The sequence below is a fragment of the Kitasatospora sp. NPDC059795 genome (assembly GCF_042732175.1).
Lineage (GTDB): Bacteria > Actinomycetota > Actinomycetes > Streptomycetales > Streptomycetaceae > Kitasatospora.
Genome location: NZ_JBHWID010000001.1, coordinates 228,691 through 252,679, shown reverse-complemented (window position 1 = coordinate 252,679; position 23,989 = coordinate 228,691). Strand labels below are relative to the sequence as shown.

Annotated in this window: 15 protein-coding genes; 5 read left to right on the top strand and 10 right to left on the bottom strand. The window is 73.4% G+C overall.

The window, feature by feature from the left end:
- Nucleotides 1-238: 238 nt before the first annotated feature.
- Both ACFV4P_RS01175 and ACFV4P_RS01170 read right to left on the bottom strand, forming a co-directional pair.
- On the bottom strand, nucleotides 239-1,984 hold the full coding sequence (locus ACFV4P_RS01175) for a S9 family peptidase (RefSeq protein WP_380465981.1): 1,746 nt from the start codon (nucleotides 1,982-1,984) through the stop codon (nucleotides 239-241).
- Nucleotides 1,981-3,306, bottom strand: coding sequence for a M20/M25/M40 family metallo-hydrolase (locus ACFV4P_RS01170; RefSeq protein ID WP_380465979.1), 1,326 nt, complete (start codon nucleotides 3,304-3,306; stop codon nucleotides 1,981-1,983). The genes ACFV4P_RS01175 and ACFV4P_RS01170 overlap by 4 nt, the downstream gene beginning before the upstream one ends.
- An 83-nt stretch (nucleotides 3,307-3,389) precedes the next feature.
- Between ACFV4P_RS01170 and ACFV4P_RS01165 the strand changes: the two genes are divergently transcribed.
- From ACFV4P_RS01165 to ACFV4P_RS01145, 5 genes are all read left to right on the top strand, one after another.
- Complete coding sequence (locus tag ACFV4P_RS01165) at nucleotides 3,390-3,941, top strand: ArsR family transcriptional regulator (RefSeq protein ID WP_380465977.1); 552 nt, start codon at nucleotides 3,390-3,392, stop codon at nucleotides 3,939-3,941.
- Between the two features lie 226 nt (nucleotides 3,942-4,167).
- The gene (locus ACFV4P_RS01160; RefSeq protein WP_380465975.1) at nucleotides 4,168-4,842 is read left to right on the top strand and encodes an NAD(P)H-binding protein; all 675 of its coding nucleotides are present in this window, start codon (nucleotides 4,168-4,170) and stop codon (nucleotides 4,840-4,842) included.
- A 415-nt stretch (nucleotides 4,843-5,257) separates the two neighbouring features.
- Complete coding sequence (locus ACFV4P_RS01155) at nucleotides 5,258-6,565, top strand: helix-turn-helix transcriptional regulator (protein ID WP_380465973.1); 1,308 nt, start codon at nucleotides 5,258-5,260, stop codon at nucleotides 6,563-6,565.
- The gene (locus ACFV4P_RS01150) at nucleotides 6,562-7,380 is read left to right on the top strand and encodes a class I SAM-dependent methyltransferase (protein ID WP_380465971.1); all 819 of its coding nucleotides are present in this window, start codon (nucleotides 6,562-6,564) and stop codon (nucleotides 7,378-7,380) included. Before ACFV4P_RS01155 ends, ACFV4P_RS01150 begins: the two co-directional genes overlap by 4 nt.
- A gap of 8 nt (nucleotides 7,381-7,388) precedes the next feature.
- The gene (locus ACFV4P_RS01145; protein WP_380465969.1) at nucleotides 7,389-8,051 is read left to right on the top strand and encodes an O-methyltransferase; all 663 of its coding nucleotides are present in this window, start codon (nucleotides 7,389-7,391) and stop codon (nucleotides 8,049-8,051) included.
- 301 nt (nucleotides 8,052-8,352) lie between these two features.
- On the opposite strand, the gene ACFV4P_RS01140 is transcribed toward ACFV4P_RS01145, so the two are convergent.
- The 8 genes from ACFV4P_RS01140 to ACFV4P_RS01105 form a co-directional block, all read right to left on the bottom strand.
- Nucleotides 8,353-9,450, bottom strand: coding sequence for an HAD-IIIC family phosphatase (locus ACFV4P_RS01140; RefSeq protein WP_380465967.1), 1,098 nt, complete (start codon nucleotides 9,448-9,450; stop codon nucleotides 8,353-8,355).
- Entirely contained in the window at nucleotides 9,447-10,583 is a 1,137-nt protein-coding gene (locus tag ACFV4P_RS01135; protein ID WP_073816525.1) for an acyl-CoA dehydrogenase family protein, read from the bottom strand. The genes ACFV4P_RS01140 and ACFV4P_RS01135 overlap by 4 nt, the downstream gene beginning before the upstream one ends.
- Entirely contained in the window at nucleotides 10,576-10,866 is a 291-nt protein-coding gene (locus ACFV4P_RS01130) for an acyl carrier protein (RefSeq protein ID WP_380465965.1), read from the bottom strand. The genes ACFV4P_RS01135 and ACFV4P_RS01130 overlap by 8 nt, the downstream gene beginning before the upstream one ends.
- The gene (locus ACFV4P_RS01125; protein ID WP_380465963.1) at nucleotides 10,863-11,720 is read right to left on the bottom strand and encodes a 3-hydroxyacyl-CoA dehydrogenase family protein; all 858 of its coding nucleotides are present in this window, start codon (nucleotides 11,718-11,720) and stop codon (nucleotides 10,863-10,865) included. Before ACFV4P_RS01125 ends, ACFV4P_RS01130 begins: the two co-directional genes overlap by 4 nt.
- Nucleotides 11,705-14,008: a type I polyketide synthase gene (locus ACFV4P_RS01120; protein WP_380465961.1), complete on the bottom strand. Its 2,304-nt coding sequence runs from the start codon at nucleotides 14,006-14,008 to the stop codon at nucleotides 11,705-11,707. Before ACFV4P_RS01120 ends, ACFV4P_RS01125 begins: the two co-directional genes overlap by 16 nt.
- Before the next feature lie 73 nt (nucleotides 14,009-14,081).
- A complete protein-coding gene (locus tag ACFV4P_RS01115) occupies nucleotides 14,082-18,464 on the bottom strand; it encodes a MupA/Atu3671 family FMN-dependent luciferase-like monooxygenase (RefSeq protein WP_380465959.1) in 4,383 nt (1,460 codons plus the stop codon).
- Nucleotides 18,461-23,476, bottom strand: coding sequence for an amino acid adenylation domain-containing protein (locus ACFV4P_RS01110; RefSeq protein ID WP_380465957.1), 5,016 nt, complete (start codon nucleotides 23,474-23,476; stop codon nucleotides 18,461-18,463). The genes ACFV4P_RS01115 and ACFV4P_RS01110 overlap by 4 nt, the downstream gene beginning before the upstream one ends.
- A 50-nt stretch (nucleotides 23,477-23,526) precedes the next feature.
- On the bottom strand, nucleotides 23,527-23,988 hold the full coding sequence (locus tag ACFV4P_RS01105) for an MbtH family protein (protein ID WP_380465955.1): 462 nt from the start codon (nucleotides 23,986-23,988) through the stop codon (nucleotides 23,527-23,529).
- Nucleotide 23,989 lies beyond the last annotated feature (1 nt).

Sequence of the window (23,989 nt, the reverse complement as noted above, 5' to 3'; positions counted from 1 at the left end):
CCCTTCCGGGTTTATCGGGTGCGTGTCAGTGGTGCGACGGGTGCGACGGGCTGGTGCCGGTCGGCGGGGCCGCGCTGGTGTGCCCCTGCCGGTACGGCGGGGCGGGTCTGGTGGCAACGTGCCCGCGGGCAGCGTTGTGGGCCGTGTTCATGGATGCGTGCCCCCTCGGTCGTGTGTGGTGCGGGGCGGGTGGCCCCGGGTGGGCGGCGGTCTTCGCCGGCCTGGTCGTGCCGCTGCGTCACGGCTTGAGGTGGTCGTGGAACCACTGGGTGAAGGCCGCGTCGAGTTGGTCGCGTTCGTCCCGGTCGTCGGGGAGGTGGCCGCGGGAGAGCCGGACGAAGCGCACGGTCTTGCCCAAGTCGGTGAGTGTCCGGTGGAGTTGCTCGGTCGCGTTGAAGGCGACGGTGGTGTCGCCCTCGGCGTGGGCGAGCAGCAGGGGGGCCTGGATGGCGGCCGCGTGCGTGAGGGGGCTGGCGTCCCTGAGTCTGGCGAGGTCCTGCGGGTCGTCGACGTCGCCGATCCATTCGGTGACGCGGCGGCTCCAGGTGGGCGGCAGGGCGCGGATGTCGCTCTCGAGGTCGGCGGGTCCGCAGATGGCGATGCCGGCGCGCCAGTGGTGGGGCAGTCGGGACAGGCAGCTGAGTGCGGCGAAGCCGCCGTAGGACATGCCGTGGACGCCGAGGCGGTCGCCGTCCACCCAGGGCAGGCTGCGCAGGTAGTGGGCGGCGGCGTCGAAGTCGGCGAGGTCGCCGCGGCCCCAGTCGCGGTAGATCAGGCGCTGGTAGGCGAGTCCCCGCCCGGTGGAGCCGCGGACGTTGGGTGCCAGGACGGCGATGCCGGCGCGGACCAGGCGCTGGATCAGCGGGTCGTGGACGGGCAGGGCCGCCCATTCGGGGCCGCCGTGGATGGTCAGGACGGCGGGGACGGGGCCCGTCGTGTGGGCCGGGCGGTAGAGCAGGCCGGTGATTTCGAGGCCGTCGGCCGAGGTGAAGCGGACCGTCTGCGGGACGACCAGGTCGTCGGGCAGGTCGTCGCCGAAGCGGCTGAGCTGCCGGGTGCGGCCGGTGTCCGGGTCGACGGAGAAGAACTCGGTGGCCCGGTCGGAGGCGCCGACCTGGGCGAGGAGGTGTCCGGCGGCGCTGAAACGGGGGACGAAGCCGTCGTAGCCGAAGGGCTGGGAGGCGAATCCCGGCAGTTCGATGCGGGTGTCGTGGTTGCACAGGACGGTGCGCTGGTCGTCGGGTAACGCCCACAGGACCCGGTCGGGGCCGACGACGACGTTCTCGATGTCGGCGTCCGGGGTGGCGATCCACCGCAGCGGGCGGCCGGGTTCGAGCAGGGCGACGCCGAGGTGGTCGCGGCCCTCGGTGGTGCACACGTAGATGCCGTCCTCGTTCCAGCCGCCCGGCTGGTACTTGGCGGGGCCGTCGTGCGGGGTGAGGTGCTCGGTGCGGCCGGTGACGAGCTCGCAGGCGTACAGGTCCTGGTCGGTGTTCTGGTGGAACTTCAGGACCAGGAGCCGGCGGGAGTCGGGCGAGAAGCAGACGGGCACGTAGCGGTCGTCGCCCTGGAGGACCATCGTGGACTCGCCGGTTTCCAGGTCCCGCACGTAGACGTCGAGGCAGGTGACGTCGCGCGCGCTGGTGGCGTAGGCGAGCAGCCGGCCGTCGGGGCTGTAGGGGGTGCTCGCGGTGGAGTACGGCACGCCTGTCTCGCGGCGGATGCCGGGTTCCTGCGCCAGCCACTCCACGTCGCCGGTGGCGGGGTCGATCTCGGCCAAGCGGTAGTCCTGGCCGCCGGTGACGTCGACGACGGCGAGCAGGCGGGTCTCGTCGGGCCGCCAGGCCAGGCGGGTGACCGCGCCGTCGATCGGCAGGACGCGCCGCCGGCCTTCCCAGGTCTGGAACCAGGGCTGCGGGCGGCCGGACTCGTCGCCGACGTACGCGAAGCCCTCCTTGGCGGGCCAGGCTCCCCAGAGACTCATGAGTGCGCCGCCAGGGCGAGTTGGATGGTGGCGGCGGCGACGATCCCGCGGCGGAACCGGTCGAGCTCGAGGTTCTCGTCGGGGGCGTGGTTGGCTTCGTCGGCGTTGGCGAGCGGCACCCCGTAGCAGGGGCAGGCGAGTTCGTCGCTGAGGACGGCCATCGGCAGGCTTCCGCCGAGGGACGGCACCAGCAGGGGCCGCTGGCCGAGGACGTCCTCGACCGCCTGGAGGATGGTGCCGGTATAAGGGGTCTCCGGCAGTGTGGTGGAGGGGGCCATGGCCGCGCCGGGGACGAATTCGACGTCGGGGGCGTGCTCGGCGATGTGGCGCCGGATGGCGTCGGCGACCTGCTCGGGGGTCTGGCCGCCGACCAGGCGGGCCTCGCAGCGGGCGACGGCGACGTCGGGGATCACCGCGCGGTGGTCGCCGGAGTCCTCGCAGCTGAGCGAGTTGACGGTCAGGGTGGGCCGGGCGAAGCGTTCGTGGAACCCGATGCCGGTGGGCGGTTCCATGCCGGTCGCGCCGATCGTCCGGAGCGTCGCGTCGACGTCGACGGGGAGCTCGGCCAGGGCGGCGAGCTGTCCGCCGCTCAGCGGGGGCACCTGGTCGGCGAAGCCGGGGACGGTGACGATGCCCTCGGCCGTGCGCATGGTGGCCAGCAGCTGCACCAGGGTCCAGGCGGGGTTGGGCGCGACTCCGCCCCAATTGCCCGAGTGCAGAGGCCGGTTGGCGCCCCGGGCGCGAAGTTCGAACATCAGGATGCCGCGGACGCCGAGGACCACGCAGGATCTGCCGGAGTCGTCGACGGGGCCGTCGCTCCAGATCACCAGGTCGGGCCGGCCGACCTGGCGCACGGCCGCGGCGAGGTTGGGGCTGCCGATCTCCTCCTCGCCGTCGAGCAGGACCGTGACCCGGCAGGGGAACCCGCCGGTCAGGTCCCGCAGGGCGCGCAGTCCGAGGAGTTGGGCGAGGTGCTGGCCCTTGTTGTCCCCGGTGCCGCGGCCGTACATGCGGCCGTCGCGGATGGAGGGGACGAAGGGGGGTGTGGTCCACAGTTCCAGCGGCCCGGCGGGCTGGACGTCGTAGTGGCCGTAGATCAGGACGTGCGGTCCGGGGCCGTCGGCGGTGCCCACCAGTGCGGGCCAGCCGCCGGTTTCGACCTCGCGGGCCTCCAGGCCGGAGGCCCGTAACAGGCGAAGCCCGTGGGAGGCCGCTTCGGCCATGCCTTCGCCGGTACGGCTGACGCTCGGCCGGGAGATCCAGTCCGCCAGCTCGCCGTCCAGATCGCGGGCCTCGACCCACTCCTGGAGCTGCTTGATCACAGACCCTCCAACCGATTGCACAGAATGAAATCGATGTGCAGTCAAGCAAACTGACGGTGCGTTGGCAAGGTACAGTCCACGGTGTGGAAGCGACCATCGAAGACCTCAAAGCGCTCGGACACCCGGTACGCTGGCGCATTCTGCGGCTGTGCCTGGACCGTGCCTTCACCAACAAGGAGCTGTCGGTCGAGCTCGACCTCGCTCCCGCAACCACCCTGCGCCACGTCCGCGCACTGGTGAAGACCGACTTCCTGGTGGCGGAACCGGTCTGCACCGGCGAGCACGGCGCGCTGCAGCGGCCCTACCGGGCCACCGCACGCACCCGAGGACTGATCATTCCGCCCGACGACTCCGGCCTGGCCCAGCAGGTCGACCTGGCCGTACTGGGCGCCCACCGCACCGAGTTGATAGCCGCGGGCAAGGACTCCGGACGCGGCGCCAAGCGCGGGGTGCTGCGGCTGCGGCCCTCCTCGGTGGACTCGCTGCACCGCCGGATCGAGGCTCTGATCGCCGAGTACGCCGACGAGGCCGACGGCGAGCCGCTGAGCTACCTGTGGTCGTTGGCCGCCCGCCCGGCACTCGACCCCGACCCCCGCGAGAACAACAGGCAAGCAACGATTGACCGATCGCCGTGACCGGTGCTTGACTCAAGCACCATTCGAGTGAAACGCCCACCGCCGCCTCGGCGGCCGGAAGGGCGACAGCGCGATTTGCCTGTTCGAACACGTGGACCGGTGTCCGGGCCGGGCAATCCGCCGGCACGGACCATTGGCACGATGCAAGCTTGGCGGGGCGGTTCCGCACGCCCTCGGCACTGAATCCGGGGAAACCCGGAGCATTGAATCCGGAAAAGGGTCACGAATGAAAATTGTCATTGCTGGCGGCCACGGGAAGATCGCCATGCGGTTAACCCGACGCCTCGCCCGACGCGGCGACTCCGTCGTGGGAATCGTGCGCAACCCCCGCCACATCGAGGACATCAGGAAGCTCGGCGGCGACGCCGCGCTGCTCGACCTCGAGCGCGCGACGGTGGACGAGGTGGCCGCGGTCGTGGCCGGCGCGGACGCCGTCGTCTTCTCCGCCGGCTCGGGCAACAGCGCCACCGCCGCCCGCCGCGACACGATGGACCGCGCCGCCGTCGCGCTCGTCATGGACGGGGCCGAGAAGGCCGGCGTGCGCCGGTTCCTGCACGTCAGCTCGATCAACGTCGGGTGCGCCGAGGACCGCGGCATCGGCGAGGGCTACGCCGTCTACCTGCGGGCCAAGCACGGTGCCGAGCAGCACATCTTCGCCCGCACCGAGCTGGACTGGACCGTCCTGCGGCCCGGCGTGCTCACCGACGGCAACGGCGAAGGCACCGTCGAACTCACCGTCGGCACCGAGCTGGCGCCCCGGGGCGCCAGGTTCGACCAGGTCGCCCGGGAGGACGTCGCGGGCGTCCTGGAAGCACTCATCGACCGGCCCGGGACCGCCGGCCGCATCTACGTGGTGGTCGGCGGACCGACCCCCATCGAGAAGGCGGTCGACGCCCTCTAACACGCACTGCGCGAACCACGCCCGCCGCCCCGGGACCCGGGGCGGCGCGGCACGGGCCCGCCATGGATTCCCGACGCCGGGAATCCGGGAATGCCGGCCGATCACGGCCCGGCCACAACTCCTGCCGGACGCGACCCCGGCAGGAACGACACGGAACGCCACACGGACGGCGGCGCCCCGCGCCCTGCCGGAAAAACGTGCGGGCGAAATTCCCTACCCTCCCCGCGCGGTTCCGATTCCGGCGGGGGGCACAGCACGAAAGGTCTCCTTTCAACACACCGGGGGGTGCTTTGTTGTGCAATCAATTGCCGAGACAAGACCGGTGCATGGGCCCGGCATAGTAATCGCCGGCGACGGCACCGTGAAAACGGCACAGTCGAACAACCCGGACGCATATCGATTAGGCTCCCTCCCGGTGGTCGAACCGCCGCCCCACCGGTTTCTGGACGCCCGCACCCTGGACGCCCCGGCCGGCTGCACCCACTGGGCGGTGACCGCGGCGACCATCCCCTCCTGGGACGCGGCGACCGGCACCGACGCGGCCGCCCGCCCGCGCTTCGCGGACGACATCGACGGGCTCTCGGCCCGGGCCCACTGGGCCGGCCTGCTGCTCCTGGAGGGCTGCGCCGCCGAAGGCGCCGCCACCGAACCGGCCCTGCCCGAGCGGCACCTGCTCGACACGGCGATCGGACCGGCCGTCACCACCCTGGTCGTCGCGGCCCGGGCGCCCCACTGGTTCGACCCGGAGGCGGCCGACCGGCCCGGCCCCGGCCGGCCCTGGTTCGCCGAGATCGGCTACGCACACTGCTTCGCCCTGCTGATGGCCGGTCAGGTGCGCCACGCCTGCCGGATCGCCGAGAACGGCTACCGCCACGAGGTGGCCGCCGGGAACACCGCCCTGGCCGCCGGCTGGCTGGCGATGCGCGGCCGGGTCGCCGACGTGACCGGCGCCCCGCACCGCCTCGACGGCCCCACCCCGCACCTCGTGCTGGCGCCGCGCCCCGCCGCACTCGCCGTCTTCGGCGACCAGGCCGACGCCCGCCAGGACAGTCAGCACGAGAACCGTCTCTTCCTGCCCTGGTCGACCCTCAGCCGGGCCTGGGCCACCGCGGCCGGCGGGAACACCACCCTCGCCGCCCGCCAGGCCCTGGCCGCCGCCGACATCGCCATGGCCCTGGGCCAGTACGCCGTCGAAGCCACCGCGAGCTACGATGTGGCCCGCCTGGGCAACCCGCACGCCGTCCGGCACCGCCTGGCCGCGCTCATCGAACTGGTCCCCGGGCCGGTCGTGCCGGCCATGGCCGCCGCCGCGGCCGCACTGGCCCGCTCCGACCCCGCGGCACTGGACCTCGCCGGCGCGAAGTTCACCAAACTGGGCATGGACCTGCTCGCTGCGGAGACCGCCACCGCCGCGGCCGCCCTGCGCCGCACCCGCACCTCCCCCAGCTCCCTCGCCTGTCCGACCGCGACGACCCCGCTGCTGCAGCTGACCGCACCACTGGTCGACCTGACCAGCCGCGAACGGGACGTCGTCCTCCTGGCCGCGGGCTGCCTGACCAGTCCCGCCATCGGGCACCGACTGGCCCTGTCCGCCCGCACCGTCGACAACTACCTGGGCCGCGCATACCAGAAGCTCGGGGTGACCAGTCGCCGCGATCTGGGCCCACTGGTCGTCGGCGACCGCACCCCACCGCACATCCACGCCGAAGGGAAACAGCGATGACCTCCATGAGCGACCTCGAGAAGATATCGGCCAACCGGGAAGGCTTCAATCTGCGCGCCCGGGCGCACATGCAGTCCTCCTACTACAACGTCGAGCAGTTCAAGCAGGGCCACAACATGCTCCGCAAGCTGGAGCGGGAGGAGCTCGGCGACGTCAGCGGCAAGACCCTGCTCGAACTCCAGTGCCACATCGGCGTCAACTCGCTCTCGCTGGCCCGGATGGGCGCGAAGGTCACCGGCACCGACATCTCCGACGAGGCCGTCGACATCGCCCGCGGCCTCGCCGCCGAGCTCGACCTCGACGCGCAGTTCGTCCAGGCCAACCTCTACGACCTGCCCGGCGTCCTCGACGGCCAGTTCGACATGGTCTTCACCGGCTACGGCACCCTGTCGTTCCTGCCCGACATCGACGCCTGGGCCAAGGTCGCCACGCAGTACGTCAAGCCGGGCGGCACCCTGACCGTGGTCGAGATCCACCCGATGCTCACCCTCATGGGCGACGTGGACGGCGAACTGCGGATCGCCCGCTCGCTGTTCCGGTCCCGGGACGTGCACCACGAGATGTCCTCCACCTACTCCGACCGGATCGAGGACGAGGTGGAGGTGGAGACCCACAGCATCTACGGCTGGCGCTGGAGCATCGAGCAGGTCGTCAACGCCCTCATCAACGCGGGCATGACCATCGAGCGCATCCGCGAGGTCCCCTACGACGCCCGCCAGCGGCTCCCGCTGATGGTGCCGGACGGCGACCACAACTGGCGCATCCCGGGCGACCCGATCCCGCTGTCCTTCTCCTGCATCGCCCGGCGGGCGTGAGCCGCGCCATGGCAGAGCAGATCGTCGCCACCCCGGAAATCCGCGAGTACGTGCGCGCCGTCTCGCTGCGCGAGGACCCCCTGCTGGCCGAACTGCGCGAGCAGACCGCCGGACTGCCCGGCGGCGCGGCCATGCAGGTGATGGCCGAGGAGGGCCAGCTGCTGGCGCTCCTGGTGAGCCTGACCGGCGCCCGGTCGGTCCTGGAGATCGGCACCTTCACCGGTTACAGCACCCTGTGCATGGCCCGTGCGCTGCCGTCCGAGGGCACCCTGGTCACCCTGGACCTCAACGGGCGGTGGCCGGCCATCGGCGCCGACTACTGGCAGCGCGCCGGCGTCGCCGACCGCATCGACGTCCGCCTCGGGGACGCCTCGGGGACCCTGGCCGCACTCCTCGACGAACGGGGCAAGGAGAGCTTCGACCTCGTCTTCATCGACGCGGACAAGGCCAACTACGGCGCCTACTACGAGGCCGCGCTCGGCCTCACCCGCCCGCAGGGGCTGATCGTCATCGACAACACGCTGTTCTTCGGGCGGGTCGTCGATCCCGACAGCCACGACCCGGACACCGTCGCGGTCCGGGAGCTCAACACCGCGCTGCACGGAGATCCCCGCGTGGACGTCTCCATGCTCACCATGGCCGACGGCATCACGCTGGCCCGCAAGCGCTGACCCCCGCGGGCCCGGCGCACGAAGGAGTCCCCCCGACAGCCGGTCGGGGGGACTCCTTCGTGTCTGCGGCGGGTGCCAACGGCATTGCTGCGGCGCGGAGTTGCCACCCGGACCCCGCGCCCCGCCGCCGCGCGCAGAGGCCGCCTCCGCGCCCCGCTTCCACCTCCGCCTCCGCCTCTGCCGCCGCACCGCGCCCGCGCATGCCGGCGCCCGCCGCCCCCGCCGGGGGGCGGGGAACGACGGGCGCGGGTGCCGCTGCCCGGTGCGCGCCCGCAAGGCGCGCCGGAGGGGAGGCGGCAGGTCAGGGTGCGGCGGCCAGGGCGACGGCGGTCAGGCGCAGCGTGTCGGGCACCGGCCGGGGGGCCGGCGTGATGTGCAGCCGCTGCGTCTGTCCGCCTTCCGGCGGGGCCGACTCGGCCACGCAGGCGCAGAGTTCGTCGGTGAACCCGGCGAAGCGGTAGGCGACCTCCATGACCCGGTTGCGCGCGGTGGGGCGGAAGTCGGCGATCAGGTGGACGCCGGCCGCGGCCGCCTCGCCGACCAGCCAGTTCAGGATGGTGGCACCGGCGCCGAAGGAGACGACGCGGCAGGAAGTGGCGAGCAGCTTGAGGTGCCAGGCCGCGGGGCCGCGCTCCACCAGGCCGACGCCGACGGCGCCGTGCGAGCCGAAGCGGTCGCTCATCGTGATGGCGAGGACCTCGTGGCGGGGGTCGTCCAGGAGCGCGCGCAGGTCGGCGTCCGAGTAGTGCACGCCGGTGGCGTTCATCTGGCTGGTGCGCAGGGTGAGTTCCTCCATGCGCGAGATGTCCTCGGGGGTGGCCCGGCGGATCTCCATGACGAGGTCCAGGGAGCGCAGGAACTCCTGCGACGGGCCGTCGAAGGAGTCCTGCTCGGCCTGGCGGCGCGCGTTGGCCAGGTACATCTCGCGGCGGCGGCGCGAGTCGACGGTGACCGTGGCCGGGGTGAACTCCGGCAGGTCCAGCAGCCCGGTCGCGTCCTCCGCCGGGTAGCAGCGCACCTGCGGGTGGTGGAAGGCCACCTCGGCGCGTTCGGCGGGCTGGTCGTCGATGAAGGCGATCGTGTGGAGGGCGAACTTCAGGTCGTCGGCGATCTCCTGGACGGATGTCGACTTGGGGCCCCAGCCGATCCTGGCGTGCACGAAGTACTCGGCGAGGCCGAGGTCCTCCAGGCGCTGCCAGGCGGGTTGGTGGTCGTTCTTGCTGGCGACGGCCTGCAGGATGCCGCGGGCGTCGAGGCCGAGGACGGTCTCGCGGACCCGGGCGTCGACGGCGACGTCGTCGCCCTCGAGCAGGGTGCCCTTCCACAGGGTGTTGTCGAGGTCCCAGACGACGCACTTGACGGTGGGGAGCGGTTGGTCGGGTGACTGCGGTCCGCTCACTGCGCCGGCTCCTTTCGCGCGGTGGATTTCCCGGTGGCCAGGGCGTGCCTGGCCAGTTCGAGCTGGCAGATCTCGCTGCTGCCTTCGATGATCTCCATCAGCTTGGCGTCGCGGTACGCGCGGGCGACCACGTGCCCGTCGACGGCGCCGGCGGAGGCCATCGCCTGCACCGCCGAGGCGCTGCCCCGGACGGCCTGGGTGGCGCTGACGTGCTTGGCCAGGACGGTGGAGATGACCAGCTCCGGTGAGCCGGCCTCCCAGTGCTCGGCGGCGTCCCGGCACACGCCGGTGGCGATGCGCTCGGCGGCGTAGAGCTCGGCGATGCGGCGGGCCACCAGCTGGTGCTCGCCGATCGGCCGGCCGAACTGGCGCCGGGTGGCGGCGTGTTCGGTGACGGCTGCCAGGCAGCCGCGCAGGATGCCGACGCAGCCCCAGGCCACCGACATCCGACCGTAGGCGAGCGCGGTGGTGATCAGGAAGGGCAGCGCCAGTGCCGCGCCGCCCAGGACGTTGGCGGCGGGCAGCCGCACGCCCTCCAGGTGGACCTGGGCGTGGCCCGCCGCGCGGCAGCCCATCGGGTGGGGGATCTTCTCGATCCGCACGCCCGGGGTGTCGACGGGCACGACGACCGCGACGGCGCCGTCGCCGCTCCTGGCGATGACGACGATCAGGTCGGCGTAGGCGGCGGCGGTGATCCACATCTTGCTGCCGTCGAGGACCACGCTGTCGCCGTCGTGCTGCACCCGGGCGCTCATCGCGCCCAGGTCGCTGCCGGCCTCGGGTTCGCTGAACGCGACGGCCGCGAGGCGGCCGCCGGTCAACCGGGGCAGGAAGGCGGCGCGCTGCTCGGCGGTGCCCAGGCGCTGGATCGTCCAGGCCGCCATGCCCTGGGAGGTCATGACGCTGCGCAGCGAGCTGCACAGGCTCCCGACGTGGGCGGTGAGTTCACCGCTGTCGCGGCCGGTGAGGCCGAGGCCGCCGTACTGCTTGTGGACCTCCGCGCACAGCAGGCCGGCGGCGCCCAGCTCGGTCAGCAGGGTGCGGGGGATCTCGCCCGCGGTGTCCCAGGCGCCGGCGTCCCTCCGGACGAGGTCCCAGGTGTCCTGGTGTCCGGAGGCGGCCGCGTCAGACATCGCTGCCGGCGGCGGGCTGCGCCTGGAGCCGGCCGACGAGGGCGGCCATGCTCTTGACGGTGCGGAAGTTGGACAGCTGCAGGTCGGGGCCGGCGACCGTGACGGCGTAGGTCTGCTCGAGGAAGACGACCAGCTGCATGGCGAACATGGAGTTGGCCAGGCCGGTGGCGAACAGGTCCTGGTCGGTGTCGGGGGCGGTGCTGGTCTGCTCGGCCACGAAGCGGGTGATCCGGTCGATGACGGCGTCGGTGTCGAAGGACGCGGAGGTGTGCTCGGCGGTCATGACTGTGCCTCACTGTAGTAGTGGTAGAAGCCGCGGCCGCTCTTTCGGCCGAGCTCGCCTCGCCGGACCTTCTCAAGGAGCAGTTCGCTGGGGCGGCACCGCTCGTCGCCGGTCCGGGCGTGGAGTTCTTCCAGGGCGTCGACGAGGTTGTCGATGCCGATCAGGTCCGCGGTGCGCAGCGGGCCCGTGGGGTGGCCGAGGCAGCCCTGCATGAGGGTGTCGACGTCCTCGACGGTGGCGGTGCCTTCGCTGACGATGCGGGCCGCGTCGTTGATCATCGGGTGCAGGAGCCGGCTGGTGACGAAGCCGGGCGCGTCGCGCACGACGACGGGGCGGCGGCCGATGCGGGTGAGGGTGGACAGGACCTGCTGGACGGTGCGGTCGGCGGTCCGGGGACCACGGATGACCTCGACCATGGGGATCAGGTAGGCGGGGTTCATGAAGTGGGTGCCGATCAGGGCACCGGGGTCCTTGACCCAGGCGGCCATCTCGTCGATCGGGATCCCGGAGGTGTTGGAGATGATCGGGGTCGCCGGGCCGACCAGCGCGGAGACGGCGGCGAGGACCTCGGCCTTGCGGTCGGGCGCCTCGGTGACGGCCTCGATGACCACGGCGGCGTCGGCGATGTCCGACAGCTGCAGGGTGGTGCGCAGGGTGCCCGGGGTGGTGCCGGGCGGCCTGGCGCCGGTGAGTTGGGCGTGGCGAAGGCCGAGGTTGATCGCGGTGGTGGCGCGGTCGAGGGCGCCTTGTTCGATGTCCACCAGGACGACGGGCAGTCCGTTCCCGACGACGAGCGTCGAGATGCCGGTGCCCATGACGCCCGCGCCGACGATCGCAATCAGTGGCTCGTCCATGACGGCTCCTCCAGACCCAGGGGTTCGTAGCTTCCGGTGTCGGGGCCGATCCAGTAGCGGCTGCGCTGGAACGGGTAGCCCGGGAGGGACACACGCCGCGGTCGTGCGGTGCCGCGGACGGCGTCCCAGTCGATGTCGGTGGCGGCCTGCCACAGGGCGCCGAGGGTGTCGAGCAGGGTGGCGAGGCCGTCCCGGTCGGTGTCGGCGGAGCCGAGCGAGGGCAGGACCGTGAACCGTTCGGCGCCGTCCTGGCCGGCGAGGGCCCGGACGATGCCGTCGGCGGGTCCCATGGCCAGCAGGGCGGTGCCGGGCGCCGCGGCCGCTTCGCGCAGCGCCGCCACGAAGGCGGTGGCGTCGGTGGCGCCGGGGTCGGCGGCGACGCGGGCGAGGGCGGTGGGCAGGTCGAGGTCGCCGGCCAGGCAGGCCGCGACGTGTTCGCCGCCGCCGTCGCCGATCATGGCGGCGGGCCGGACGCCCCAGGACTGCCACAGGTGGCCGAGCGCCCACTGGAGGGCGAAGGCGGCCGGCGCGGTGGCGCGCGGGTCCGTCCGGTCCGCGCCGTCGGCGCCGTTCCAGGTGCCGGGGAACAGCACGGCGCGCAGGTCCTGGCCGAGCAGGGGGCGGGCCAGTTCGGCGCAGTGGTCGACCTCGCGGGCGAAGACGGCCTCGCTGCGGTAGATCTGCGCGGCCGCGTCGGGGCGCAGCGCGTCGGCGCCCGGGAGGACGAAGACGCTGCGGCGGGTCCCGGCGGCGGCGGTGGGCGGGGCCGGGGCGCGCAGGGCGGCGACGGCTTCGGCCCGGTCGCGGCACACCAGGTGGCGGCGGTGCGCGAAGGCGCGGCGGCCGACCTGGAGGGTGTGGGCGACGTCGGCGAGGTCCAGGTCGTCGTCGCTCTCCAGGCGCCGGGCGAGGTTGGCGGCGGCGTCGGCCAGGGCCTGCGGGGTGCGGGCGGACAGCACGAGCAGGTGGTGCTCGCGGGCGCTTTCCGCGGCGGGCTCGGGCGCGGGCGCTTCCTCCAGGACGATGTGGGCGTTGGTGCCGCCCACGGCGAAGGCGCTGACGCCGGCCCGGCGCGGGGTGGCGCCGCTGGGCCAGGGGCGGGCGGTGGTGGGGACGTAGAAGGGGGTGCGTTCCAGCAGGAGGGCGGGGTTGGGCGCCTCGTAGTTGATGCTGGGCGGGATCTCGGCGTGCTGGAGGGCCAGCACGGCGCGGGCGAATCCGGCGGCTCCGGCGGCGGCGTCCAGGTGGCCGATGTTGGCCTTGGTGGAGCCGATCGCGCAGTAGCCGCGCTCCTGGGTGTTGAACGCCTTGGTGAGGCCGGCGAGTTCGATGGGGTCGCCGAGCGGGGTGCCGGTGCCGTGGGCCTCGACGTAGCCGATGCTCTCGGCGCTGACGCCGGCGACGGCCTGGGCGGTGGCGATGACCTCGGACTGGGCCTGCATGCTGGGCGCGTTGAAGCCGAACTTCGCGGAGCCGTCGTTGTTGAGGGCGCTGCCGAGGATCAGGGCGCGGATGTTGTCGTTGTCGGCGAGGGCGTCGCTGAGGCGGCGCAGGGCCACCACGGCGACGCCGTACCCGGGGACGGTCCCGCTGGAGGAGGCGTCGAAGGGGCGGCAGTGGCCGTCGCGGGCGAAGATGCCGCCGGCGACGACGGGGTAGCCGCCGATCAGCGGGATCGGCAGGGCCACTCCCCCGGCCAGCGCCATGTCGCACTCGTGGCCCAGCAGGGCCTGGCAGGCGAGGTGGACGGCGACCAGGGAGGTGGAGCAGGCGGACTGGACGGTCATCGCCGGGCCGCGCAGGTCGCACAGGTAGGCGGCCCTGGTGGCGAGGAAGTCCTTGTCGTTGTAGGGCCGGGCGGAGAAGGCCGACATCGAGCCGCGGAAGCGGGCGTTGGCCAGCAGGTTGAGCGGGAGGTACTTGTTGGCGAACTGGCCGGCGTAGACGCCGATCGCGCCGTCGAAGCGGGCCGGGTCGTGGCCGGTGTCCTCCAGCGTGTGCCAGACCGTTTCGGCGAAGATCCGCTGCTGCGGGTCGCTGATCTCGGCCTGTTCGCGGGTGTAGCCGAAGAAGTCGGCGTCGAAGTGGTCGGCGTTCTCGATGACGCCGGCGGCGGGGACGTAGTCGGGGTGGGTGATCATCTCCTTGGGCCAGCCGACCTCGGTCAGCTGCTCGCTGGTGAAGTGGGAGATGGATTCGACGCCGTCGCGGGTGTTCTGCCAGAACGCGTCGATGGTGGGGGCGCCGGGCAGTCGTCCGCTGAGCCCGACGACCGCGATCGGTTCCATGGTGTCTTCTGGCTCGGTACTCACCCGAGGCCCCCTTCTGCTCGTTGCCGGGTCGGTGTGGTGGTGGGCACGCTCACGCTCCTGTCCTGCCTGCGCGGCGGGCGGCGGAGTTCCTGGCGCCGCGGCGGGCGGCGGCGCGGGCGGCGGCGCCGGCGGCCGGGTTGTCGTCCGCGTCGGCGCCGGGTGCGCGGTCCATGGCCTGGGCCAGGGCGCGGGCGGACGGGTAGCGGAACATGTCGACCAGGGACAGGGCGCTGTCGCGCTGTTCGAGCAGCCGGGCGCGGGCGACGACGACCAGCAGGGAGTTGCCGCCGAGGGCGAAGAAGCTGTCGTCCAGCCCGACCCGTTCGACGCCCAGGACGTCCCGCCACACCTCGGTGACCAGGCGTTCGGTGTCGTTGGTGGGCGGGGTGTAGGCGGTGGCGTGTTCGGGGCGGCTCTCGCTCAGGTCGGGCAGCGCGTTGCGGTCGACCTTCTTGTTGGGCGTCAGCGGGACGGCGTCGATGGCGTGCACGGCGCCGGGCAGCATGTAGCCGGGCAGCCGGGTGGCGAGGTGGGCGAGCAGTTCGGTGGCGGTGGCGGTGTGCTCGGGGTCGGGGACGTAGTAGGCGAGCAGGCGTCCCTCGGCGCCGGTGCCGCGGATGACGGCGACGGCGGAGCGCACGGCCGGGTGCTGGGCCAGGGCGGCCTCGACCTCGCCGAGTTCGATCCGGTGCCCGTGGAGCTTGACCTGGTCGTCGAGGCGGCCGAGGAACTCGAGGGTGCCCTCGGGGGTCCAGCGGGCCAGGTCGCCGGTGCGGTAGAGGCGCGCGCCCGGTGTGCCGGTGAACGGATCGGGCTGGAAGCGTTCGGCGGTGGTGCGGTTGCGGTCGAGGTAGCCGCGGACGATGCCGTCGCCGCCGAGCAGGAGTTCGCCGGGGACGCCGACGGGGCACAGCCGCAGGTCCTGGTCCGCGATGTAGGCGCGGACGTTGGCCAGCGGGCGTCCGATGGTGGCGGAGCCCTGCGCGGTGGTCGCCCACACGGCGGCCTCGGTGGGCCCGTACATGTTGTGGACGGTGCCCGCGACGGTCTCGGCGAGGGTGTCCGCGAGGTCGGTGGGCAGCGCTTCGCCGCCGACCAACAGGCGCTCCAGGCCGGGCAGTTCGGCCCGGGTGTCCTGGTCGGCGAGCAGCGCCCGGGCCAGCGACGGGGTGCACTGCAGGTGGGTGACCCGGTGGGTGCGCAGCTGTTCGGCGAGGGGTTCCTCGGTCTCGGCCAGCGCGGCGGTCCGGCGTTCCTCGCTGATGTCGCGGACGGTGACGAGGTGGGTCAGGGCGTCGAGCGCGGCCTTGTCCTCGACGCCGAAGTCGATCAGGCAGGCGACTTCGTCCGCGCCGGCGGCCTTCATCCGGTCGATCATGTCGGCGCAGACCTGGGGGGTGCCCAGGAGGCTGGCGGTGGCGAAGAACCGTTCGAAGGCCCGGTCGACGAGTGCGCGCAGCTCCTCGGGCGGCAGGGACGTGAAGTCCTCGGCGCTTCCGGTGGTGGCGCCCAGGGAGGCGATCAGGTCGAAGGAGGTCTCCAGGTAGCGGCTCATCGGCTCGCGCACCAGTTCGCGGACTTCTTCGAGGTCGGCGCCGACGAAGGTGTGGACCATGACCGCGACGTGGCCCTCGCCGGGGTGGCCGTGCTCGCGCCAGGTCCTGCGGTAGAGCGCGATCTTCTCGGCGAGCTCGTCGAGGCTGTGCCCCAGCAGGTGGGTCAGCACGCCGGTGCCGGCCTCGCCGGCCATCCGGAAGGTCTCGGGGTGCTTGGCGCTGGTGAGCCACACCGGCAGCCGGCTCTGCACCGGCTTCGGGTAGATGCCGACCTCGACCTCGGCGCCGACGCCGTTGCGGCGGGTGGTCCGGTTCCCGCCCCACAGGCTGCGGACCTCGGCGAGGCCGTCCATCATCAGCTGCTTGCGGGTGGCGAAGTTGTCGGGTGCGAGGACGAAGTCGTTGGCGTGCCAGCCGGACGCCAGCGAGATGCCGACCCGGCCGGCCGACAGGTTGTCGACGGCCGACCACTCCTCGGCCACCCGCAGCGGGTCGTGCAGCGGCATGACGACACTGCCGGCGCGGACCTGGACGCGTTCGGTGACGGCGGCGACGGCCGCGGCCATCACGGACGGGTTCGGGTAGAGCCCGCCGAACCGGTGGAAGTGGCGTTCGGGGGTCCACACGGCGGTGAACTCGTTGCGGTCGGCGAACTTCGCGCCTTCCAGCAGCAGGCGGTAGCGGTCCTCGGGGCTGGCTTCGCTGTCGCTGCCGAAGTAGAGCAGGCTGAAGTCGATGGGACGGGAGCGGGCCGCCGCGTCGGCGCTCCGGCTGCCGGTGCGCAGCGGCGGTTCGCGGCGCAGCACGATGCGGTGGCCGTGGGTGAGGGCCCACAGCAGTTCGACGACGGAGATGTCGAAGGAGACGCTGGTGACGGCGAGCCAGGTGCTGGGTTCGTCGTCGCCGAAGGCCTCGCTCAGGCCGGCGAACAGGTTGGCGACGTTGCGGTGGGTGACCATGACGCCCTTGGGCTGTCCGGTGGACCCGGAGGTGTAGATCACGTAGGCCAGGTTGTCGGGGGTCACCTCCGTCCCGGCGGCGCCGTCCTGGTGCTCGCCGTCGGTGTGTTCGTCGGCCGGGTGCTCGCCGGGGACCACCACGCGGGCGGCGCCCAGGCGGCCGGCCGAGGCGGCGTTGGCCGGGTCGGCGACGACCAGGCGCACGCCCGCGTCGGCGACCATGAAGGCCAGCCGGCCGGCGGGGTAGTCGGGGTCCAGCGGGAGGTAGGCCGCACCGGCCTTGAGGATGCCCAGCAGGGCCACCATCAGCAGCGAGGTGCGGTGCAGGTGGACGCCCACCGGTTCGTCGGCGGCCACCCCGAGGCGGCGCAGCCGGGCGGCGAACTGCTCGGCGCGGGCGTCGAGTTCGCGGTAGGTCAAGGTGGCGTCGGAGGCGATCAGCGCGGTGGCGTCGGGGGTGGCGGCCACCCGCTGGGCCAGCAGCTCGTGCACCGGCGCCCGGGAGGTGTGCGCCCGGGGGCCGGCGTGCCACTGGGCGAGGGTCTCCAGCTCGGCGGACGGCAGGACGGCCAGTTCGTCCACCGGCCGGTCGGGGTCCTGCGCGGCGGCGGCCACCACCTGGGCGTAGCGGTCGGCGAGGCGCTGGGCGGTGTCGGCCTCGAACAGGTCGGTGCTGTACTCGAGGCGGCCGTTGACGCCGTCGGGGGTGCGGGTGAGGCTCAGGGTGAGGTCGAAGCGGGCGGCGCCGGTGTCGCCCAGCACCGGGCTCACCCGGCAGCCCTGGAGGTTCGGTCCGCCGCCCTCGTCCTCCAGGCGGTAGCTGAACAGCACCTGGAACAGCGGGTTCTGGGCGAGGTCGCGGTCGGGGTGGAGCTCTTCGACCAGCTTCTCGAAGGGCAGGTCCTGGTGGGCGAGGGCGCCCTTGACCTCGTCCCACACCCGCTGGACGAGCTCGCGGAAGGTGGGGCGGGCGGCGAGGTCGCAGCGCAGCACCAGGGTGTTGGTGAAGAAGCCGATCAGCGGGGCCAGTTCGGGGCGCTCGCGTCCCGAGACGGGGGTGCCGACGACGACTTCGTCCTGGCCGACGTGGGCGCGCAGCAGGACCGCGAAGGCGGCGAGCAGCACGCTGTAGAGGGTGGCGCCCTCGCCGCGGCCCAGCTCGTCGAGGCGCCGGACGGCGTCGGCGGGCAGGGCGAAGGTGAGCGCGGCGCCGCGGTAGCTCTGCACCGGCGGACGGGGGTGGTCGGTGGGCAGGTTCTGGGCGGGCATGCCCTCCAGGTGCTGCTTCCAGTACCCCAGCAGGCGGGTGAGCTCGGGGCCGGCCAGGGTCTCCTGCTGCCAGTGCGCGAAGTCGGCGTACTGCATGGGCAGTTCGCCCGGCGGCCGGCCGCCCTCGGTGAGGGCGGCGCGGTAGTGGGTCTCGATCTCCTTGCCGAGGGTGCCCACCGAGGGGGCGTCGCAGGCGAGGTGGTGGACGGTCAGCAGCAGGCGGTGGTGCTCGGGGCCCAGGCGCAGCAGGCGGGCCCGCAGGACGCGTCCGGCGACCAGGTCGAAGGGGGTGCCGGCCTCCTCGTCGGCCAGGGCCGCGGCCCGGGCCGCGATCTGCTGCGGGCTGTCGCCCCGGTCGGTGAGGTCGGTGACCGGGACGGTCACCGGGGCGGGCGCCAGCACCACCTGGTGGGGGGTGCCGGCGACGGAGCGGAACGCGGTGCGCAGGATCTCGTGGCGGCGCGCCGTCCCGGTCAGCGCCTGCTGGAGGGCGTCGGCGTCCAGCGGGCCGGTGATGTCGTAGCCCAGCGGGACGTTGTAGACCGCGCTGCCGGGCTGGAGCTGGTCGAGGAACCACAGGCGCTGCTGGGCGTAGGACAGCGGGGCGCGGTCGTCGTCGCCGGTGTCGGCTTCCAGGTGGGTGTTCACAGCTGTTCCCCGTCTTCCTGCAGGGCGGCGGCGCGGCGGGCGCGCGGGAGGATCGGACCGGCGCCGCCGGCCCCGGTGGCGGCGGCGTCGACGGCTTCGGCGAGGCCGGCGACGGTGGGCCGCTGCAGGAACGCGGAGATCGGGACGGCGGTGGCGAAGGCCTCGTTGACCTGCGCGACGAGGCGGGCCGCGAGCAGGGAGTGGCCGCCGGCGCGGAAGAAGTCGTCGCTGCGTCCCAGCGACTGCCCGCGCAGCAGCTCGGAGGCGATCTGCGCGATGCGCTCCTCGGTCGGGCCCTCCGGGGCCTGCTGCTCCTGGGCACGGGCGGGCGCGGTCGGGACGAGCGCGGCCAGCGCGTCGTGGTCGACCTTGCCGTGCCCGGTCAGCGGCAGCGTCTCCAGCAGCAGCACGCGCTCGGGGACCATGTAGATCGGCAGGCGGTCCTGGAGGAAGGCGGTGAGCTTGTCCTCGGAGGTCTGCTCGCCGTGGCCGTGGGTGCAGACGTAGGCCACCAGGGTGGTGTCGGCGCCGGGGGCGGGGGTGCGGGCCAGCACGGCGGCGTCCTTGACGTCGGGGTGCTCGCGCAGGGTGGCGGCCACCTCGCCGGGCTCGATGCGGAAGCCGCGGATCTTGACCCGCTCGTCCGCGCGGCCCAGGAACTCCAGCTGCCCGTCGGGCAGCCAGCGCACCAGGTCGCCGGTGCGGTAGAGCCGGGCGCCGGGGGTGTCGGAGAACGGGTCGGGCAGGAAGCTCTGCTCGGTCAGGTCGGGGCGGTTGACGTAGCCGCGGGCCACGCCGGCGCCGCCGACGTACAGCTCGCCGCACACGCCGGTGGGCACGGGTCGGCGCTGGGCGTCCAGGACGTGGGCGGTGGTGCCGGCGATCGGGCGGCCGATCGCGGGGCGCTGCGCGTGGGTGTCCGGCACGACGGCGGCGGTGGCGACGACGGTGCTCTCGGTCGGCCCGTAGTGGTTGTACAGGGCGAACGGCAGGCCCTGCGGCGGCGCGGAGGGCAGGACGTCGCCGCCGGTGAGCAGCGAGCGCAGGGCGGTGTCGGCGGGCCAGGACTCGTTCAGGACGGCCGCGGCGATCGGGGTGGGCAGGAACGCGGTGGTGATCTTCTCCTGGGCGAGCCAGTCGACCAGCGGCGCCGGGGCGGCGCGCAGGTCGTCGGGGACGACGGTCAGGGTGGCGCCGGCGGCCAGGGTCGGCCAGATCTCCCAGGTGGAGGCGTCGAAGCCGGGGCTGGCGAACAGCGTGGTGCGATGGGTGGCGTCGAGCCCGTACTGGGCGGTGTGCCAGGCGACCAGGTTGCTCAGGCCGCGGTGTTCGAGGGCGACGCCCTTGGGGCGGCCGGTGGAGCCGGAGGTGTAGATGAGGTAGGCCAGTCGGCCGGGGGCGAGCGCGTCGGCGCGCACCGCCTCCTGGTCCGCGGCGCCGCTCCCGCCGGCGTCGACGATCAGCACGCGCAGGTCCTGCTCGGTCTGCGGCAGCTGCGGGCGGGTGCGGGCGGTGGCGAGCACGGTGCGCGCGGCGGCGTCCTGCAGGATGTAGGCCACCCGCTCGGCGGGGTAGCTCGGGTCGACGGGCAGGTAGCAGCCGCCGGCCATCAGGACGGCGAGCTCGCCGACCACCAGCTCCGCGGAGCGCTCGGCGTACACCGCCACCGGCTCCTCGGCGGCCAGGTTGGCGGCGCGCAGCTCGGCGGCCAGGGCGCCGGCGCGCTGCCACAGCTGCGCGTAGCTGAGCTGTCCGCCGTTCCAGCGCACGGCGGCGGCGTCGGGGTGCTGCTCGACCTGGCGGGCGATCAGCTCGGTGACCGGCGCGGTGGCCGGCGCGGTGGCCGGCGCGCCCTCGGCGGAGCCGCGGGTCCAGCCCTGCAGCTGGTCGGCCTCGGTCTCCGAGAGCAGGCGCAGGCTGCCGACCGTGCTCTCGGGGCGCTCCATGGCGTCGGAGAGCAGGGTCAGGTAGTGCGCGATCATCCGCTCGACGGTCTCCGCGTCGAACAGCTCCGAGGAGTGCTCCCAGATCATCCACAGGTCGTCGTCCTCGGGGCGCGGGGCCCGGCCCATGCGCTGCTCGGCGCGCGGGATCACGATGATGTTGAGGTCGGACTTGGCGGTCTTGTTCGAACGCTCGGTGACCTTGCCGGTCAGCCCGCCGAAGTCGATGTCGGGCACCCCGGAGTCGTGGAAGCTGAACATGACTTGGAACAGCGGGGTGCGCGAGGGGTCGCGGGCCGGGTCGATCGCGTCGATGACGGCGTCCACCGGGGTGTCCGACCAGGCCAGCGTCTCGGCCACGCTCTGGCGCACCTGCGCGAGCAGGTCGCTGAAGGCCTGGTCGCCGGTGACCTTCGTCCGCAGGACCAGCGTGTTGACGAGCATGCCCAGCAGCGGTTCCAGCTCGGGCAGGTTGCGGTTGGCGGCGCCGGTGCCCACCAGCATGTCCTGCTGCCCGGTGTAGCGGTACAGCAGCGCGGCGAAGCCCGCGTACATGGTGGTGAACAGCGAGATGCGGTTCTCGCGGCTGAAGGCGCGCAGGCGCCGGGCCAGGGGGGCGGGGACGAGGATGCGCGGCGCGCGGCCGCGGAAGGTCATCACCGGGGGGCGGGGCCGGTCGGCGGGCAGTTCCAGTGTGTCGGGCGCGCCGGCCAGCCGGGCGGTCCAGTGCTCGACGTGCGCGCGCAGCACGTCGCCGCTCATCCAGTCGCGCTGCCAGACGGCGTAGTCGGCGTACTGGACGGGCAGTTCGGCCAGCGGCGAGGGCTGGTGGGCCTTGAACGCCGGGTAGAGCGCGCGCAGCTCGTTCAGGAACACCGACAGCGACCAGCCGTCGTGGACGAAGTGGTGCTCCACGTGCAGGAAGGTGTTGTTGCCGTCGCCGTGGCGCAGCAGCACCCAGCGGGCAAGCGGGGGCTTGCTCAGGTCGAAGGGCTCGCGCAGCCGCGCGGCCACCGCCTCGTCGGCCTCTTCGGCGGGGACGTCCAGCACCAGCAGCGAGGCCTTGGCCTCGGCCAGCGGGCGCTGGTAGCCCACGCCGCCGATGGAGACGAACGTGGTGCGCAGGACCTCGTGGCGGCGGACGATCTCGTCGAGCGAGGCTTGCAGCGCCTCCACGTCGACCTCGCCCCGCAGGGACACGGTGGCCTGGAAGTTGTAGGCGAGGTTGCCCGGGGACAGCTGCTCGAAGAACCAGACCCGCTCCTGCGGCAGCGACAGCGGGACGGGACGGTTGCGCGCGGCGCGGCGCAGCGGCGGGGGCGTGGGGGCCGGGGCGGTGTCCGCGTCGGCGCCGTCGGCGCGGCTGTCGATGATCCGGCCGAGGGTGGCGATGGTCGGGGCGCCGAACAGCTCCGGCACGGTCACCACCGCGTGCAGCTCGGAGGCGACCTTGGCCACCAGGCCGGCCACCAGCAACGAGTTGCCGCCCAGGGCGAAGAAGTCGTCGTGCACGCCGACCTCGGCGCCGCCCAGCAGCCCGGAGACGATGCGCGCCAGCGCCACCTCGGTCGGGGTGCTCGGCGCGACCACGGCGGCGGCCAGCCCGGAGGCCGAACGGTCGGGCCCGGGCAGCGCGGCCCGGTCGACCTTCCCGTTGGGCGTCAGCGGCAGCGCGGGCAGCGTGACCACGGCGCCCGGCACCATGTAGGCCGGCAGCCGGGAGCCGACGAACTCGACCAGCTCGGCGGTGGGAACGGCGCCGACGACGTAGCCCACCAGGCGGGCGTTGGGCCGGCCCGAGTTCTCGACCGCCACGAAGGCGTCGCGGACCCCGGGGTGCTGCTTGAGGACGGTGGCCACCTCGCCCGGCTCGATGCGGAACCCGCGGATCTTGGCCTGGTCGTCGTAGCGGCCGATGTACTCGAAGACGCCGTCCGCGCGGCGGCGCACCTTGTCACCGGTGCGGTACATGCGCTCGCCGGGCACCAGGATGTCCGGGACGAACGCCGCGGCGGTGGCCGCCGGCTCGTGCAGGTAGCCGCGGGCCACGCACGCGCCCGCCAGGCACAGCTCGCCGGCCTCGCCGTCGGGCACGGGGTCCAGGCCGTCCAGGACGTAGGCGCGCACCCCGTCCACCGGCACGCCGATCGGCGGGGGAACCGGTCCGCCGGGCAGCACCTCGCAGGCCGTCACCTTCACGGTGGCCTCGGTGGGGCCGTACAGGTTCACCACCTGGAAGGGCAGGCCCTCGGGAACGCCGCGCTGCATCGCCGAGCCGCCGGTGTGCAGGGTCCGCAGCACGGTGTGCGCGGGCCAGGACTCCTCCAGCACCGCCTCGGCCAGCGGGGTGGGCAGGAACGTGACGGTGATGCGCTCCTGGGCCAGCCACTCGGTCAGCTCCGGCGGGGAGGTCCGCACCCGCGCGGGCGGCACGACCAGCGTCGCGCCGGCGGTCAGGGTGAACCAGATGTCCTGGACGGACACGTCGAAGCCGGGGCTGGCCAGCAGCGTGCTGCGGTCGTCGGAGCGCGTGCCGTACGTCGCGTGGTGCCAGTGCATCAGGTTCGCCAGGCTCGCGTGGCTGACGGCCACGCCCTTGGGCCGGCCGGTGGAACCGGAGGTGTAGATCACGTAGGCCAGCGAGTCGCCTTCGATCGCGGGCAGCGGCGGGGGCGTGAAGTCGGCCGGGACCTCGCGGTCCAGGTCCACCAGGAGGACGTCCGCGCCCAGCTGCACGTCGGTGACGGCCGGAGCGGCGGTGGTCAGCACCGCCACCGCGCCCGAGGCGTCCAGGAGTTGACGCACCCGCGCGCCCGGGTGGGCCGGGTCCAGCGGCAGGTAGGCGCCGCCCGCGAGCAGCACCGCCACCTCCGCGACCACCAGGTGCGCCGACCGGTCGGCGTACACGGCCACCACGCTGTCGGGGCCCACGCCCCGGTCGGTGAGTTCGGCCGCCAGGGCGTAGGCGTGCGCGGCCAGCGCACGGTAGGTCAGTTCCAGCTCACCGTCCTGTACGGCGATGGTGTCGGGTGCTTCGATCACTCGGGCGTGGAATTCGTTGAGGACCATGTCGCGCGTCATCCTTCACTGCCGGGAAAAGTGCGTGGCTGGAACGGGGATTACTCCGAGATTCGCCGCAGGCTCAGAGGGCGCATGTCCGTCCACACGGTGCCGATATGGGTCAGGCAGTCGTCTTTCGTGCCGGTGACACCGGCGGCGTGCCAGCCGGTGGGCAGGTCCCGGCCGGTGGGCCAGATCGAGTACTGCTCCTCGTCGTTGAACACGACGGTGTAGGACTGGGGAGAATCGTCCACGGGGTTCCTCCGGGTATGCGAACAACGCAACAACGCCAACACCCACCCGCACGCCGAACCGCCGGAACGGACCGACGGACACCGGCCACCGGCACGACGGACGGGCGACGAGCACGACACGGGCACCACATGAAAACAGCAGCCCGCCCGACACCGCCCCGATCCCCCGACAGCCCCCGCGACCAGCAAAGACCGGCCGCGCACGGACCCCCGGGAACCACGGCCGCCGGCGAACCACCGCCCCCACGCGTTCCACCCCGCCAGCATG

Bases quoted from the DNA above. Each gene is read 5' to 3' on its own strand.
- ACFV4P_RS01120 (WP_380465961.1), bottom strand. From the start codon at position 14,008: ATGGAACCGATCGCGGTCGTCGGGCTCAGCGGACGACTGCCCGGCGCC.
- ACFV4P_RS01130 (WP_380465965.1), bottom strand. From the start codon at position 10,866: ATGACCGCCGAGCACACCTCCGCGTCCTTCGACACCGACGCCGTCATC.
- ACFV4P_RS01145 (WP_380465969.1), top strand. From the start codon at position 7,389: ATGGCAGAGCAGATCGTCGCCACCCCGGAAATCCGCGAGTACGTGCGC.
- ACFV4P_RS01160 (WP_380465975.1), top strand. From the start codon at position 4,168: ATGAAAATTGTCATTGCTGGCGGCCACGGGAAGATCGCCATGCGGTTA.
- ACFV4P_RS01125 (WP_380465963.1), bottom strand. From the start codon at position 11,720: ATGGACGAGCCACTGATTGCGATCGTCGGCGCGGGCGTCATGGGCACC.
- ACFV4P_RS01110 (WP_380465957.1), bottom strand. From the start codon at position 23,476: ATGGTCCTCAACGAATTCCACGCCCGAGTGATCGAAGCACCCGACACC.
- ACFV4P_RS01105 (WP_380465955.1), bottom strand. From the start codon at position 23,988: ATGCTGGCGGGGTGGAACGCGTGGGGGCGGTGGTTCGCCGGCGGCCGT.
- ACFV4P_RS01175 (WP_380465981.1), bottom strand. From the start codon at position 1,984: ATGAGTCTCTGGGGAGCCTGGCCCGCCAAGGAGGGCTTCGCGTACGTC.
- ACFV4P_RS01150 (WP_380465971.1), top strand. From the start codon at position 6,562: ATGACCTCCATGAGCGACCTCGAGAAGATATCGGCCAACCGGGAAGGC.
- ACFV4P_RS01135 (WP_073816525.1), bottom strand. From the start codon at position 10,583: ATGTCTGACGCGGCCGCCTCCGGACACCAGGACACCTGGGACCTCGTC.